The following is a 13,885-nucleotide window of genomic DNA, read 5'->3' on the forward strand; positions in this document are numbered from 1 at the left end:
TCGTCGAGTCGGGCGCGCTCAGCGCTGGCGGGCGTGTCTGTCCATACGCGATACTCGCCGTCATGATCCGCCATGACCGTGTGGAGATCCGGCAGATCTCCCACCCGTCCGAGATCAGTGCCCGCCAGACACGCGAGTTGGTCGAATGCTGGGTCGCGGTGGCGAACATGGGCGGCGCGGTGGGTTTCGCGTTCCCACCCGTCGACTCCGAGCAGGTCGCCCCCGTGGCCGAACGCCTCATCGCCGACCTCGGCCCGCAGCGCAGCAGGCTCCTGCTGGCGATGGTCGACGGGGCACTGGCGGGTTGGCTGCACCTGTCCCGTCACGTGGATCCGCTCGTGGCCCACTGGGGCGCCGTCAGCCGCGTCCAGACACATCCCGACCACCGAGGTCGCGGGATCGGCGCAGCGATGATGCATCGGGTTCGGCAGATCGGCCGTGACGACATGGGTCTCGAACAGCTTCGCCTCTGCGCGCGCGGCGGAGCCGGCCTGGAGGACTTCTACGGTCGGCTCGGCTGGAAGGAAATCGGCCGGTGGCCCGGGGCGCTGCGGTTCGGCGCGGGCGATGACCGGGACGAGATCCTCATGATCCTCGCGCCGCTGTGACGTGTGCTGCTCACAGTGCCAGCGGGGCCGCGGCCCGGGGTGGTGCTCGCGGGCCCGGCCCTGACCAGGACCAGGCGGCGCACTCGCAGGCGTGCGGCCGGTACGCCCGGTGACGCCGTTCCTACGGCGACGAGGACGGCCGAAGCCCGGTCGCCAACGTCAGGGCGGCCAGCAGGCACCTGAACATACTTCGGCGTCGCGAGAAGGCGGCGTGATTGACCTCGGAAAGCGGCAAAGCCCAGGTCAGAGACCTGATCTTGGGGACCGAAGCGTCGGCCAGGCTGGCATCGTTGACGACCCGGGGCGAGGTGCGGCCTCTCGGCTGCCACCCCTGGTGTCCCGACAACAACCCTGATCGCTACGCGCACTGCCCACTCTACTTACCTCCCCTTATTGCCACCAGCTTGTCACAACTGCGACAGCGGTCGTGATGGTGATCAATACCGCACCCTGCTAATAATTGTGTGAGCAGCCGGTGCACGGTTCGCACAAAGGTCATAAGCAAGCTCGACACGGGGAGAATCAGAATGCCAGGCAGGTTGCGCATTTTCGCCGGAATTTCAGCAGCGATCACATGTCTAGCCATGGTTGTGCCAGCTGGTGCCGCACACGCCAGTGCGCCCAACGACGCCACCGCGGTCCAAGGGAAAGCCACGTCAGACCCGACAAGCGACGGCCAAAGCATCGTTATCCAGTCCTGCTACGGCAATGCGAAGAGCTACGATGCGTACAATGACGCATTCGTTTGGCCCTTCAATGGATTCGCAAGGACGACAACGGCATGCAATGACATCAACATCAAGCCCACCGACCGTGGGATCTATGTGTCGGTCTGCTTCCGACGCACCGGCACGTGCAACGGATACAAATGGGCAGCCCGGAATACCTGGACAGTGATTGCCACCAACGTCCTGAACGGTACGGACTACTGGCTGGACTTCAACGGGGTAAGCAAGGGACTGGTTGCCGCCTAGGGCCTCGGAGCCGGGCGCTGACTCGCCCCACGGTGCGGCGGTGCAACTGGCGCCGCGCGTGGCTGCCGGCGTCACTCTCGACATTCACGCACGCGAGGCCCTCGGAGGTACGCGGGAAGCCGCGATCCGGCGGGAGGGACACTGTCGTCCGGTGAGCAGGTTGGCTCCCCGCCTGGCGACAGGCACGTAAAAGGCCCAGGTCATGATCGGCGATCAAGCCGGTGACCTGGGCCTTTCTGTGGAGCCGCCTGACGGAATCGAACCGTCGACCTACGCATTACGAGTGCGTCGCTCTAGCCGACTGAGCTAAGGCGGCAACGATCAGCAAGTGTACGGCACCCCGTTGCCCGGCACCGAACGGGATACCCTCGCTCCTCCCACCACCGCCAACCGGACAACGGCTGCCAACTGACCCGTTACCGGACGGCGTCTCGCCGGATCCGGTACTACGCTGCGGCGGGTGAGCGACGAACGCGACGACCACCCGGCTCCGGCGGCCGACGATCACCCCGACGGCGAGCGTGCCCGGCCTCGGCCACGCTCCACCGATCCGCTGGAGCTGGGCTTCACCCCGCGCAAGCCGGTGCCGTGGCTGGCGCCGTTCCTGCTGATCAGCACCGGCATCCGGACGCTACTGGCGGTCCTCTTCGGCGCGTACCTGGACAAGCGCGAGTTGCAGAACGCCTTCGGCGACGGCGTCTTCCACCAGGCGGGGCCGGACGGCGGGCTCTGGCTCGACTACGTGGCCGACCTCGGCGACGGCTTCCACGCCACCTACTCGGTGGCGTACCTGCTGGCCCAGCCGGCGCTGACCGTGGACGGGCACCGGCTGCCCCGGGCGCAGACCCTGGTGATGGGCGGCGACCAGGTGTACCCGTCGGCGGCCTACGAAGAGTACGAGAACCGGTGCAAGGGCCCCTACCAGGCCGCACTGCCGATGACCCCGCCCGAGCGTCCCACGCTGTTCGCGGTGCCGGGAAACCACGACTGGTACGACGGTCTGACGGCGTTCCTCCGGCTGTTCGTCCGCTCGCGTGACCGTAACTTCGCCGGCTGGCGTACCGGGCAGTCGCGGTCGTACTTCGCCGTGGAGTTGCCGGCCGGTTGGTGGCTGCTCGGCGTGGACGACCAGTCCGGCTCGTACCTGGACGACCCGCAGTTGGCCTACTTCGACGAGGTGGCCCGCCGGCTCGGCCCGGAGTCGAAGGTGATCCTGGCCGCGCCGTCGCCGACCTGGGTGAAGGCGGCCGACAACCCGATGGCGTACGACTCGATCGACTACTTCATCCGGACGATCATCGATCCGACCGGGGCTCAGGTGCGGCTGCTGCTCTCCGGCGACCTGCACCACTACGCCCGGTACGCCGGCCCGGAGCGGCAGTTGATCACCTGTGGCGGCGGCGGGGCGTACCTGTACCCCACCCACAAGCTGCCGGAGCGCATCGAGGTGCCGCCACGCGACACGCTGGCCCGGCGCGCAAGTGTGTCGCAGCCGTACGATCTGGTGGCCCGCTATCCGGACGCGGCCCGCTCCCGCCGTTACGGCTGGGGCATCTTCGCCCGGCTGCCGTTCCGCAACCCTGGCTTCACCACCCTGCTCGGCATCCTGCACACCCTGCTGATGCTGGCCATGGCGGGCGCGACGGCAAACTGGGCCGACAGCACCGACCAGCGGCTGTTCAGCGTTCCGCTGGTGCTGATGGTGCTCGTGACGGTGATGGCGGCGGTCCTGTTCGCCAAGCCGCCCAACGCCAGCGGCAAGCGGCACGCCCGACACTGGCTTCTCGGCGTCGGCCACGGCGTGGCCGAGGTGGCGTTGGCCGCCGGCGGCACCTGGGTCTGGTTGGCGCTGCCGTTCTACGGATGGCCGTGGCCGCTGCCGGCGGTCGCCGCGGTGGTGCTGTACGGCCCGGTCATCGGTCTGGTGGCCAGCCAACTCGTGGCGGCGTACCTGCTGGTGGCGGGTTCACTCGGGGTGAACGTCAACGAACTGTTCGCCGGGCAGGGCATCGAGGACTCCAAGTCGTTCCTGCGGTTGCACATCGACCCGGACGGCACGATGACCATCTACCCGATCGGGGTGGACCGGGTGTCCCGCGACTGGCAGGTCAACCCCGACCAGTCCGTCACGGCAAGCTGGCTGACCCCGAAGGATCCCCTGACCCCGCACCTGACCGAACCCCCGATAGTCCTGCCCCCTCAGCGACCCCCCACCAGTTGATCAAGAGGTTTGCGTCATCCCGAGCCCGGTTGCCGACGCGAACCTCTTGATCACCGCGGGGTTTGGGTTAGGGGGTGTAGTGCTGGTCGTGGGCTTGGCGGGGGGCGCAGACGGAGGCGCGGGAGCAGGAGCAGCGGGAGCCGTCGGCGTCGAGCCGGACCGTCACGGCGTCGCGGGGGACGCTGTGGCCGACGACCCGACCCTCGCCCTCCGGCGTGGAGACCCGGCTGCCGACCGCCGGAGCGGTCTCCTGGAATCTGGCGTACAGGGGATGCTCGTATTTGAGGCAGCACATCAACCGGCCGCACGCGCCGGAGATGCGCAGCGGGTTCAGGGGGAGATCCTGGTCCTTCGCCATCCGGATGGTCACCGGCTCGAAGTCGGTGAGGAACGTCGCGCAGCACAGGTCGCGACCACAGGAGCCGATGCCGCCCTGCACCCGCGCCGAGTCGCGTGCGGAGAGCTGGCGCAGCTCGACCCGGCAGTGCAGGGTGGCGCCCAGGTCACGGACCAGGGAGCGGAAGTCCACCCGGTGCGGGGCGGTGAAGTAGACGGTGCTGCGCTCACCGCTCTCCGCGGTGCCGAGCACGTGGTCGACGGCCACCACCTTCATCGGCAGGCCATGCGAGCGGATCAACCGTTTCGCGGCCACCTTGGCCTCGGCCTTGCGGCGCCGCAGTGCCTCGTCGCGGCGCAGGTCGTCGTCACCGGCGAGCCCCACCAGGCGGGGAAAGCCGTCGGTCTCCTCGGTGACCCACTGCGCCGCCCACACGCACTCCGCCACCTCGGGCCCGTCGTCGGTGGGCACCAGCACCTTGTCTCCCACCTGCGGACGCAACTCGCCCGGATCCAGGTAGTAGAGGCGCCCGTACCGGTTGAAGCTGACCGCGCAGAGCATGCCCATCTCTCCACCCTACGACGGATCACCGCAAAGGACGCACCGGCCGATAGCCCCAATGCCATTCATGGTCGTCGACTTGACCGATGGCCGGGCCACCCGTCGTGCCGTTACTCCTCGCCCGGACGGTTGAATCCGCGCCCGGGTAGGGGACAAACGCGTCCGGGCGGCGTTGAGTGAAGACAGACCTGCGGGGGGTGCAGGGGAAAGACCACGGCGTCGCCGTGGGCGCCGGCTCCGGTGTCCGCGAGCGACGCCGTGGCCTGTCCGAGCGGCAACCGTGGGCCTGTCCGAGCGCCAACCGCGACCGAGCCATACCGGCACGGCAACCGCGACCGAGCCATACCGGCACGGCAACCGCGACCGAGCCGTGTCAGCACGGCAGCCGTGACCGAGCCGTGCCGGCACGGCAGCCGCCGCGCTGCCAGCACCGCGAGCAGGACGCGCCGGCACCGCAACCCCGGCCGGGGAATCTGCGCGCTCCGGGCGGCTACCAGCCGACGCGGGTGGGCTGGTCGTAGTGGGGCCGGCCGTCCAGCGGCGGTCGCCACGCGGTCTCGGCGAGGCTCGGCGCCCACTGCCGCAGCAACGTCTCCGCACCGTCGTACGCGACGCAGAGCACCGCCAGCACCCGCGCGGCGATCTCCGCCGCGTCGGCCACACCCGGCCCGACCGGCGTCAACCGGGCCGGCGGGCCGCTGGCGGTGGCGGCGACCACTGCCACCGCCTCGGCCGAGCGGAGCACGTCGGCCAACGTCCGGGCCAGCGCGAGGCGGCTGCCCTCGACCCAGTCGGCGAGCGCGTCCGCGTAACCGGCAGTGGATTCGAGCCGCCCGACCAGGCTCTCCGGGCCCTCGTCGAGGTGGCGCAGCAGTGCGGCCCGCTGTTGCCCGTACGCCGTGGCGGCCGGACCGGACCAGAGCACCGAGTCGGTGAGCGCGGCGGAGGCGTCGTCGTACCCCCGGACGAGCCGGCGCACCGCGTGCCCGGCGCCGGCGAGCGGCGCGGGGTGCAGGTCGAGGAAACCGCGGACGGCGTCGCCCGGCAGCACCTGCATCCGGCGCAGCAGAGGCCAGACCCGATGCCCCTCCGGGACCCCGGCGGCGATCAGCCGGTCCACCCGGCGCAGCAGGTCGAGGCCGGGCTCGGCGAGCCGGTCCAGCGCGTCCATCAGGGCTTCCTGGCGAGCCGGCGGCGAGCTTCCCGGTCGACCTCGGCATAGCGATCGGCGGCCTCCCGGACTGCCGAGGCGGCTGCGGCCAGCCGACCGGCGGCGGTGCGGGCCTCCCGGGCCCGGTCGTCGGTGGCGGTGGCCCACTGGCGGTGCAGTGCGCGCCCGATCTCACCGGGACGCCCGGGGGCGTCGGCGCCGAACGCGGCCTGGGCCGGATCGCTGGCGGTGACGCTGTGCGAGAGCGCGGTGAGCGTGGCACTCGCCTCGTCGAGTCGGGCGGAGAGCGCGCGCAGTGTGTCCATCTCAGGCCCCCGCGAGCGGTCGGTAGGCGGCGAACGTCTCGTTGTGCAGCTTTTCCCGCGCCCACTCGGCGGCGTCGGCCGCCGCGGTGACCGCGGCCTGCACGGAGCCGGCGACGTCTCGTGGGCTGCGGGTGTGCAGCGGGCCGAGGAACCGGACGTCGGTGATCCGGCCCCCGGCGGTGACGACGACCTCGACCAGACCGTCCGGCGACCGGACGGTCACCTCGACGGTGGACACCGCCTGGTCGAACTCGGCCTGGAGCGACTCGATCCGGCGGTATCGCCGCACCGCCTCCTCGATCCAGGCTTCGTCGATCTCCCCCCGCGGCATTGGCCGACTCCTCCCGGATGAGCCATAACTGAGCGTGCCCCCACCGTCACCACGGCACAACGGACCGTACCGCACTGCAATCGGGCCTGTCGATGCCTGTGGACAACGCCGGAAGCTGCGGGGTCAGCCCTTCCAGAGGGCGAGCATCATCGCCTCGACCGCGATCCGCGGCTTGACGTTCGCCTCGATCGCCGCCCGGCAGGCGAGCACGGCCTCCAACCGGCGCAGCGACCCTTCGGCGTCCCACTTCTGCGCGCCAGCGCCGGCCAGTGCGGCGGTGTCGGTGTGCACCGGGGCGACGGGGGCGCGCAGCGCCATGGTGAGCGCGTCCCGGTAGAAGCCCGCCAGGTCGACAAGCGCCCGGTCCAGTGCGTCTCGCTGGGCGCGGGTGGCGCGGGACTTCTGCCGCTTCTCCAGCTCCTTGAGCTGCCCGGCAGCGCCGCGCATCGCGCCGGCCGCGCCCCGGCCGGTGCCACCCGCTCCGAGCGCGGTCTCCAGTGCCGCCCGCTCGGTCGTGTCGGCCTCGGTGACCGATGCCTCGGCCTCCGCCTCGGCCGCCTCGATCAGCGCCGACGCCGCGTCGAACGCCGCGCCGACGCCGGTCAGCCGACGCGGTACCGCGAGCACCGCCTCGCGTCGTTTGCGGGCCTCCGGGTCGCGGGCCAGTCGGCGGGCCCGACCCACGTGCCCCTGGGCGGCCGCCGCCGCCCACTGCGCCACGTCGGGCGCGATCCCGTCCCGACGGACCAGCACCTCGGCCACCGCGTCGGCCGGCGGCTGCCGCAGGGGTACGACCCGACAGCGCGACCGGATGGTCACCGAAATGTCGTCCGGGTGGGTGGAGGGGGCGCAGAGCAGGAAGACCGTCCGCGGCGGAGGCTCCTCGATGGCCTTGAGCAGCGCGTTGCCGGCGGCCTCGGTGAGCCGGTCGGCATCCTCGATGACGACCACCTGCCAGCGCCCACCGGACGGGGTGCTGGCCGCCCGCAGCACCAGCGCGCGCATCTCACCGACACCGATGGACAGCCCTTCCGGCACCACCAGTCGAACGTCGGCGTGGGTGCCGCCCATCGTGGTGCGGCAGCCGGGACACTCGCCGCAACCGGTGCCGTGCACGCACTGGAGGGCGGCGGCGAACGCCCGCGCGGCGACCGAGCGACCGGACCCGGGCGGGCCGGTGAAGATCCAGGCGTGCGTCATACCGGCGGCCGGGTCCAAGCCGCCAGGCGCGGCAGCGCCGTCCGGGCCGGCGAACTCCGCACCGCCGTCCGGGTCGGCGAACTCGGCACCGCCGTCCGGGCCGACGAAATCGGCACCGCCGTCCGAGTCGGCGAACTCGGCATCGCCGTCCGGGTCGGCGGGCAGGTCCACCCCGCCGAACTCGGCACCGCTGGCCGGGTCGGCGGTGATCAGCGCGGGTGCCCGGTCGGCCGCGCCAGCGCGCAGCACGGCAGCCGCGGCGGCGGCCGCCCGGCGCAGCTCCACGACCGCCTCGTCCTGACCGACCAGGTCGGCGAAGACGTCCGGCATCAGGTCTTGTGCTCCATCGTCACCAACTCCGAGTCGGATAACTCGGGCTGCACCGAGGTGTCCGGGCCCTGCGCCGGCCGAGGGTGCACGATGCCGCCGGGGCTGCCGAGCATCTCCTCGACCCGCCGGACCACCTGGCCGGTGATCTGGTCGGCCGGTCGGGACGCGTCGAGGACGAGGTAACGCTTCGGGTCGGCGGCGGCGAGGTCGAGGAAGGCGTACCGGACGCGCTCGTGGAAGGCGATCGACTCGGCCTCCAGCCGGTCGGTGCCGGTGTTGCGCGAAGCCACCCGGGACAGCCCGGTGTGCGGCTCGACGTCCAGCAGCACCACCAGGTCGGGCTTGAGCCCACCGGTGGCCCAGGAGGAGAGCCAGGAGACCTCGTCGACCGGCAGCGTCCGGCCGGCGCCCTGGTACGCCAGGGACGAGTCGACGTACCGGTCGCTGATCACGACACCGCCTCGGACCAGGGCGGGCCGGACCACGGTGGCCACGTGATGGGCGCGGTCGGCGGCGTACAGCAGCGCCTCGGCCCGTGGTGAGGGCGCCTCGTCGCCGGCCGTGTCCAGCACCATCGACCGGATCCGCTGCCCGACCGCTGTTGCTCCCGGCTCCCGGGTGACCACGACCTCGCGCCCCTGGTCGCGCAGGCGATCGGCGAGTGCGGCGAGTTGGGTGGACTTGCCGGCACCCTCGCCGCCCTCGAACACCACGAACAGCCCGGCGGAGACGAACGGCTCGGAGGGCATCAGCGGACGGCCCCGGATCGAGCCCCAGAGGTCGGCGAGGACGGGGACGCCCTTCTTGTCGTCCATCTGGCCGAAGGCGCTGATGCCGGCGAAGATGCCGGCGGCACCGGCGGCTAGCAGCAGCAGCCGGGTGGAGGAGATGGAGATCCCGAGGTCGGCGATCTCCAGTTTGTGGGAGCCGCCGACGCCGACCAGGAGGCTACTCAGCCCGATGGCCAGGATCAGCACCAGCCGGGTGCCGATCTGCACCACCGCGAAGACGCGACCTCGCACCTCGTCCTTGATCTCGCCGCCGAGCAGGGTGGTGCCGGCCAGGAAGGCCATGCCGGCACCGGCGCCGACAAGCACCGCGCCGACGATCGCCATGGACAGGTGGATGGCGAAGGCGAGGGTCATCACGGCGGCGCTGGCCAGCACGATGCTCATGCCGAACCAGCGGCGTCGGGACATCTCCTTGACGACCATCGGGCCGAGGCCGAGACCGAGGGCCAGGCCGATGAAGATGGCGCCGAAGAGCAGGAAGAAGGCGGCGTCACCGGCACCGAGCGAGGCGGCGAAGAACTTGGCCGTGCCGATCACGATGCCGCCGCCGGCGAACGCGCCGAAGATGCCGAGCACCAGGCCACGGACGAGCCGGGTCTGGCCGATGTACTTCCAGCCCTCGGAGAACTGCCGGAACATGCTCTGCTCGGTGCGCTGCCGCTCGCCGGTCTGCGCCTGGCTGATCTCCTTGATCCCGAACGCCACCACGAGGGCGGTGGCCAGCCGGGAGAAGGAGTTGACCCAGAGCGCGAGCTGGGCGGGCTCGGCCCAGCCGAGGTCGCCGCCGACGACGGCCCGGACGCTGCCGTCGAGCGCCGCGGCCACCAGCGCCGCGAGGATCGGGGTGAGGCCGTACGTGGTGATCAGCGTGAGCTGGTTGGCCGCCTCCAGTCGGGCGCGCGGGATGAGGTTGGGAACCGCGGCCTCCTTGGCCGGGATCCAGATCAGGGTGATCGACTCGATCAGGAAGGTGGCGACTGTCGCCCACAGCACCACGAGCCCGCCGTTGGCGCCGGCCAGTGCCACGATCGGGATCGAGGCGAAGAGCACGAAGCGGAGCAGGTCGCAGATGACCATCGTCCAGCGTCTGTCGAACCTGTCGGCCAGCACACCGGCGATCGGCCCGAGCACGAGCGCGGGGAGCAGGCGGATCGCGATGACGCCACCGAAGGCCGCGCCCTTGGCGGTGCTGCCCTGGACCTGGGAGGCGGCGAAGACCGAGGTGGCCAGCAGGCCGAGCCAGTCGCCGAAGGCGGCCGCGCCGAGCACGATCCAGAGTCGGCGGAACGGCCGGATGCGCAGGACCGAGCGGATTGCGGCATAACCGGACGGATCAACCTGACCGCTGCTGGGCTGGTCGGCGGGGTTGCCCGACTGACCGCCGGAGCGCGACACGCCGGGCGACTCGCCGCTGTTCTGGCTTTCGATGGCCGTACCTCCACGTGCCGGCCCATCGCTGGGCGCCTCCGGTGGAACACTCTAGACCTGGTGGGGGCGGCCCCACCGACGACATTCTCCTGCTCGCTGAGCCTAGGCCGCCGAAGGCACCGACCGCAGCCCGGACGTACGCGAGGGTATTTCGCATTTACCGTCGGACAGTTAGCGTGCACACGTGGCCATCGAAAGCGACAATCTTCGCAAGCGCCTGGACCGGGCGACCGCCCACCTCGACCCGCCCTACGCCGTGGTCGACCTCACCGCATTCGACGCCAACTCGACCGACCTGGCCGATCGCGCCGCCGGCAAGCCGGTCCGCCTGGCGAGCAAGTCGGTCCGCGCCCGAGAGTTGATCAGTCGAGCCCTCGCCCGACCGGGCTGGCAGGGCGTGATGGCGTTCACCCTGCCCGAGGCGATCTGGCTGGTCCGGGCCGGAGTGAGCGACGACGTGCTTGTCGCGTACCCGACCGTGGACCGCGCGGCGCTTGCCGAGTTGGCCGCCGACCCACTGCTCGCCGCCGCGATCACCCTGATGATCGACGGCAGTGGCCAACTCGACCTGATCGACGGCGTCCGCGCCCCCGGGCAACGGGCGGAGCTGCGACTCTGCCTGGACCTGGACGCCTCCTGGCGACCGTTGCGCGGGGTGCACGTCGGCGTCCGCCGCTCACCGGTGCACAGCGCACGGGCGGCCGGCACGCTCGCCGCCACTGTCGCCGGCCGGGCCGGCTTCCGGCTGGTCGGGCTCATGTCGTACGAGGCGCAGATCGCCGGCCTGGGCGACGCGCCGCCGGGGCAGACGCTGCTGGCGGGCGCGATCAGGCTGGCCCAGCGCGGGTCGTACCGCGAGCTGCTGGCCCGCCGGAGTGCGGCGGTCGCCGCGGTACGCGAGCACGCCGACCTGGAGTTCGTCAACGGCGGCGGCACCGGCAGCGTGGCCGCCACCAGCGCTGATCCCGCGGTCACCGAGGTCACCGCGGGATCGGGCCTGTACGGGCCGACGTTGTTCGACGCGTACCGCGCCTGGCGACCGACCCCGGCCGCGTTCTTCGCCTGCGCGGTGGTCCGCCGGCCGACACCGGAGCTGGCCACGGTGCTCGGCGGCGGCTGGATCGCCTCCGGTCCGGCGGCCGACAGCCGACTGCCCCGGCCGTGGCTGCCGGCCGGGCTCAAGCTTGTCGGCACCGAGGGTGCCGGTGAGGTGCAGACTCCGCTGGCCGGCGCGGCGGCGGCCACCCTGCGGGTCGGCGACCGGGTGTGGTTCCGGCACGCCAAGGCCGGTGAGCTGTGCGAACGGGTCAACGAACTACACCTGGTCGAGGGGGACGAGGTCGTGGCGACCGTCCCCACCTACCGGGGCGAGGGGCAGGCCTTCCTCTGAGACGCCCGCACCCCGCGCCAGCTCAGGCCGGCTGGGCCGCCTCGGCCTGCCGCACGGAGGACAGGTCGCTGTCCGGGCCGTCGACCTGACGGTGCAGATACTCCCGGATCAGTGCCTTCGCCTCCAGCAGCACGCGTTCGTCACCGTCGGACTTCCGTCGGAACGCGAGCTTGATCAACGCGTCCGCCGCCTCGACGGCGATCTCCAGGACGAAACGGAGCTTCGGCACGTCGGTGAGCCCGAAGCGCTCGGTGAGCACCTGGGCCAACTGGTCGGCGATCACGCCGTTGTTGTCCCGTTGCTCGTCGAGCAGGTGCAGGTCGACCACGTCGCCGAAGTGCAGGGTACGGAAGCCGGGGACGGTGCGGTGCATCGTGATGTATTCGTCGATCCCCGCGTCGACGCCATCCCACCAGTGGGTCATCTCGTCGGAGGCGAACCGCTCGTCGAGACGCTGGAGGTAGGACTCCATCGTCCGCAGGGTCAGTGCCTGCACGATCGCCCGCTTGTCCGGGAAGAACTGGTAGACCGATCCGATCGCCACTTCGGCGCGCTCGGCGAGCAGGGTGGTGGTCAGCCCCTCGTACCCCACCTCGTCGACGAGCTCGGCGCAGGCATCCAACATGCGCTGTACCCGCGCGACACTTCGACCCTGCACCGGAACGCGGCGCAGCGGCCCGGTCGTGGCGGCTGGTGTGGACACTCGGCGCCACCCCCCTTCGACGGATGAACATATCTCCACGTCACGAGTCCGTGACTACCGGTACAACGAGCGGATCGCAATTGCGGTATTTACCAGGCACAACGTTCCTGATATGAAGTCACTTCATATTCATGAATGAGGAGCCCCGCATGGTCGGCACCGCATCGCTCGCCGCTGAATGGTCCAACTGGGCCGGCAACCAGCGTGGCAGCGCCACCGCGATCCTGCGCCCCGGCTCGCCGACGGATGTCGGAGAAGCCGTCCGATCCGCCGCGGCCGACGGTGCCCGGATCCGCGTGACCGGCAGCGGGCACTCGTTCACCGCCGTCGCGCTCGCCGACGACCGACGGATGGAACTGTCCGAGCTGGACACCGTGGTCAGCGTCGACGTCCCGCGCCGGCTGGTCACCGTACCGGCGGGAATGACCCTGCACGCGCTCAACGGCCTGCTCGCCCGGCACGGCCTCGCACTGCCCAACCTCGGCGACATCGACGCGCAGACGGTGGCCGGGGCGATCTCCACGGGCACCCACGGCACCGGGGCCGGCTACGGGTGCCTGTCCACCTTCGTCGAGGCGATCACCCTGGTCACCGGCACCGGCGAGATGCTGCGCTGCTCCTCCGAGGAACACCCCGACGTGTTCGCCGCCGCCCGGGTGTCGCTCGGCGCGCTCGGCGTCCTGGTCGAGGTGACCCTGCGCTGCGTGGAAGCCTTCGTGCTGCACGCCCACGAACGCCCCGCCGAACTGGCCGACGTGCTCGGCGACCTGCCGACCCTGATCGGCTCGCACGACCACGTCGAGTTCTACTGGTTTCCCTACACCCAGCGGGTGCAGGTCAAGACCAACAACCGGGTGCCGGCCAACGACCGGCCACTGCCCCGCTGGCGCGGCTGGCTGGACGACGACTTCCTGGCCAACCGGGTCTTCGCCGGTGCCTGCCGACTCGGCCGGGCCGTGCCCGCGCTGGCCCCGGGCATCAGCGCGGTCTCCGCCCGCGCCCTCACCGAACGCCGGTACACGGGCCGCTCGGACCGGGTCTTCTGCACCCCGCGCCGGGTCCGCTTCGTGGAGATGGAGTACGGCCTGCCCCGCGAGGCGCTGCCCGAGGCGCTCGCCGCGCTCCAGCGGATCGTGGACGGGCTGCCGTTCAAGGTGCTCTTCCCGGTGGAGGTGCGATTCACCGCCGCCGACGACATCTGGCTCTCGCACGGCTACGGGCGGGACAACGCCTACATCGCCGTGCACCAGTACGTCGGCATGCCGTACGAGCCGTACTTCCGGGCCTTCGAGCAGGTGGCCGCCGGGCTGGGCGGTCGCCCCCACTGGGGCAAACTGCACTATCGCGACGCCGCCTCGCTGGCCACGGCCTACCCCCGCTTCACCGACTTCCAAACCGTCCGCAACCGCCTGGACCCCAACCGAGTCTTCACCAGCCCTCACGTGACCCACGTCCTCGGCGCCTGACGGCACCGATCTTGGAAGGAAAGTGCCCCTCCAGGGGCGGTTTCCTTCCAAGATCTCGCGGATCCAGGC

The 13,885-nt window shown here is 71.3% G+C and carries 12 protein-coding genes and 1 tRNA gene; 5 read left to right on the top strand and 8 right to left on the bottom strand.

From position 1 onward, the window contains the following. The first annotated feature begins 62 nt into the window (after positions 1-62). Both ACGFIW_RS09060 and ACGFIW_RS09065 read left to right on the top strand, forming a co-directional pair. On the top strand, positions 63-608 hold the full coding sequence (locus ACGFIW_RS09060; protein ID WP_393312220.1) for a GNAT family N-acetyltransferase: 546 nt from the start codon (positions 63-65) through the stop codon (positions 606-608). 527 nt (positions 609-1,135) lie between these two features. Beyond that, the gene (locus ACGFIW_RS09065; RefSeq protein WP_393312222.1) at positions 1,136-1,582 is read left to right on the top strand and encodes a hypothetical protein; all 447 of its coding nucleotides are present in this window, start codon (positions 1,136-1,138) and stop codon (positions 1,580-1,582) included. A 239-nt stretch (positions 1,583-1,821) separates the two neighbouring features. Here ACGFIW_RS09065 and ACGFIW_RS09070 read toward each other — a convergent pair. Then, positions 1,822-1,898: transfer RNA gene (locus tag ACGFIW_RS09070), tRNA-Thr, on the bottom strand. A gap of 144 nt (positions 1,899-2,042) precedes the next feature. Here ACGFIW_RS09070 and ACGFIW_RS09075 point away from each other — a divergent pair. After that, entirely contained in the window at positions 2,043-3,803 is a 1,761-nt protein-coding gene (locus ACGFIW_RS09075; protein WP_393312224.1) for a metallophosphoesterase family protein, read from the top strand. 67 nt (positions 3,804-3,870) lie between these two features. Here ACGFIW_RS09075 and ACGFIW_RS09080 read toward each other — a convergent pair whose 3' ends face one another. The 6 genes from ACGFIW_RS09080 to tmk all read right to left on the bottom strand — a co-directional run bounded on the left by ACGFIW_RS09080 (position 3,871) and on the right by tmk (position 10,125). Continuing rightward, positions 3,871-4,707, bottom strand: a complete 837-nt coding sequence (locus ACGFIW_RS09080; RefSeq protein ID WP_393312226.1) for a stage 0 sporulation family protein — start codon at positions 4,705-4,707, stop codon at positions 3,871-3,873. Between the two features lie 484 nt (positions 4,708-5,191). Further along, the gene (locus ACGFIW_RS09085) at positions 5,192-5,872 is read right to left on the bottom strand and encodes a hypothetical protein (RefSeq protein WP_393312228.1); all 681 of its coding nucleotides are present in this window, start codon (positions 5,870-5,872) and stop codon (positions 5,192-5,194) included. Continuing rightward, complete coding sequence (locus ACGFIW_RS09090) at positions 5,872-6,177, bottom strand: hypothetical protein (RefSeq protein ID WP_393312230.1); 306 nt, start codon at positions 6,175-6,177, stop codon at positions 5,872-5,874. Before ACGFIW_RS09090 ends, ACGFIW_RS09085 begins: the two co-directional genes overlap by 1 nt. Before the next feature lies 1 nt (position 6,178). Next, entirely contained in the window at positions 6,179-6,508 is a 330-nt protein-coding gene (locus tag ACGFIW_RS09095) for a YbaB/EbfC family nucleoid-associated protein (protein WP_007454690.1), read from the bottom strand. A gap of 123 nt (positions 6,509-6,631) precedes the next feature. Further along, positions 6,632-8,038 carry a DNA polymerase III subunit delta' gene (locus tag ACGFIW_RS09100; RefSeq protein WP_393312232.1) on the bottom strand — a complete coding sequence of 469 codons (1,407 nt, stop codon included), beginning with the start codon at positions 8,036-8,038 and terminating at the stop codon, positions 6,632-6,634. After that, entirely contained in the window at positions 8,038-10,125 is a 2,088-nt protein-coding gene (gene tmk / locus ACGFIW_RS09105) for a dTMP kinase (protein WP_393312774.1), read from the bottom strand. Before tmk ends, ACGFIW_RS09100 begins: the two co-directional genes overlap by 1 nt. 316 nt (positions 10,126-10,441) lie before the next feature. Between tmk and ACGFIW_RS09110 the strand changes: the two genes are divergently transcribed. Then, complete coding sequence (locus ACGFIW_RS09110) at positions 10,442-11,647, top strand: amino acid deaminase/aldolase (RefSeq protein ID WP_393312233.1); 1,206 nt, start codon at positions 10,442-10,444, stop codon at positions 11,645-11,647. A 22-nt stretch (positions 11,648-11,669) separates the two neighbouring features. Here the strand turns inward: ACGFIW_RS09110 and ACGFIW_RS09115 are convergent, their stop codons facing one another. Beyond that, positions 11,670-12,272, bottom strand: a complete 603-nt coding sequence (locus ACGFIW_RS09115) for a TetR family transcriptional regulator (protein WP_393244004.1) — start codon at positions 12,270-12,272, stop codon at positions 11,670-11,672. Positions 12,273-12,499: 227 nt separating this feature from the next. Between ACGFIW_RS09115 and ACGFIW_RS09120 the strand changes: the two genes are divergently transcribed. Continuing rightward, complete coding sequence (locus ACGFIW_RS09120) at positions 12,500-13,816, top strand: D-arabinono-1,4-lactone oxidase (RefSeq protein ID WP_393312235.1); 1,317 nt, start codon at positions 12,500-12,502, stop codon at positions 13,814-13,816. Positions 13,817-13,885 lie beyond the last annotated feature (69 nt).

The organism is Micromonospora sp. NPDC048935 (assembly GCF_043197875.1).
Taxonomy (GTDB): domain Bacteria; phylum Actinomycetota; class Actinomycetes; order Mycobacteriales; family Micromonosporaceae; genus Micromonospora.

Coding starts and splice junctions, on each gene's coding strand:
- ACGFIW_RS09090 (WP_393312230.1), bottom strand. CDS start 6,177: ATGGACACACTGCGCGCGCTCTCCGCCCGACTCGACGAGGCGAGTGCC.
- ACGFIW_RS09080 (WP_393312226.1), bottom strand. CDS start 4,707: ATGGGCATGCTCTGCGCGGTCAGCTTCAACCGGTACGGGCGCCTCTAC.
- ACGFIW_RS09115 (WP_393244004.1), bottom strand. CDS start 12,272: ATGTTGGATGCCTGCGCCGAGCTCGTCGACGAGGTGGGGTACGAGGGG.
- ACGFIW_RS09095 (WP_007454690.1), bottom strand. CDS start 6,508: ATGCCGCGGGGGGAGATCGACGAAGCCTGGATCGAGGAGGCGGTGCGG.
- ACGFIW_RS09120 (WP_393312235.1), top strand. CDS start 12,500: ATGGTCGGCACCGCATCGCTCGCCGCTGAATGGTCCAACTGGGCCGGC.
- ACGFIW_RS09060 (WP_393312220.1), top strand. CDS start 63: ATGATCCGCCATGACCGTGTGGAGATCCGGCAGATCTCCCACCCGTCC.
- ACGFIW_RS09065 (WP_393312222.1), top strand. CDS start 1,136: ATGCCAGGCAGGTTGCGCATTTTCGCCGGAATTTCAGCAGCGATCACA.
- ACGFIW_RS09085 (WP_393312228.1), bottom strand. CDS start 5,872: ATGGACGCGCTGGACCGGCTCGCCGAGCCCGGCCTCGACCTGCTGCGC.
- ACGFIW_RS09100 (WP_393312232.1), bottom strand. CDS start 8,038: ATGCCGGACGTCTTCGCCGACCTGGTCGGTCAGGACGAGGCGGTCGTG.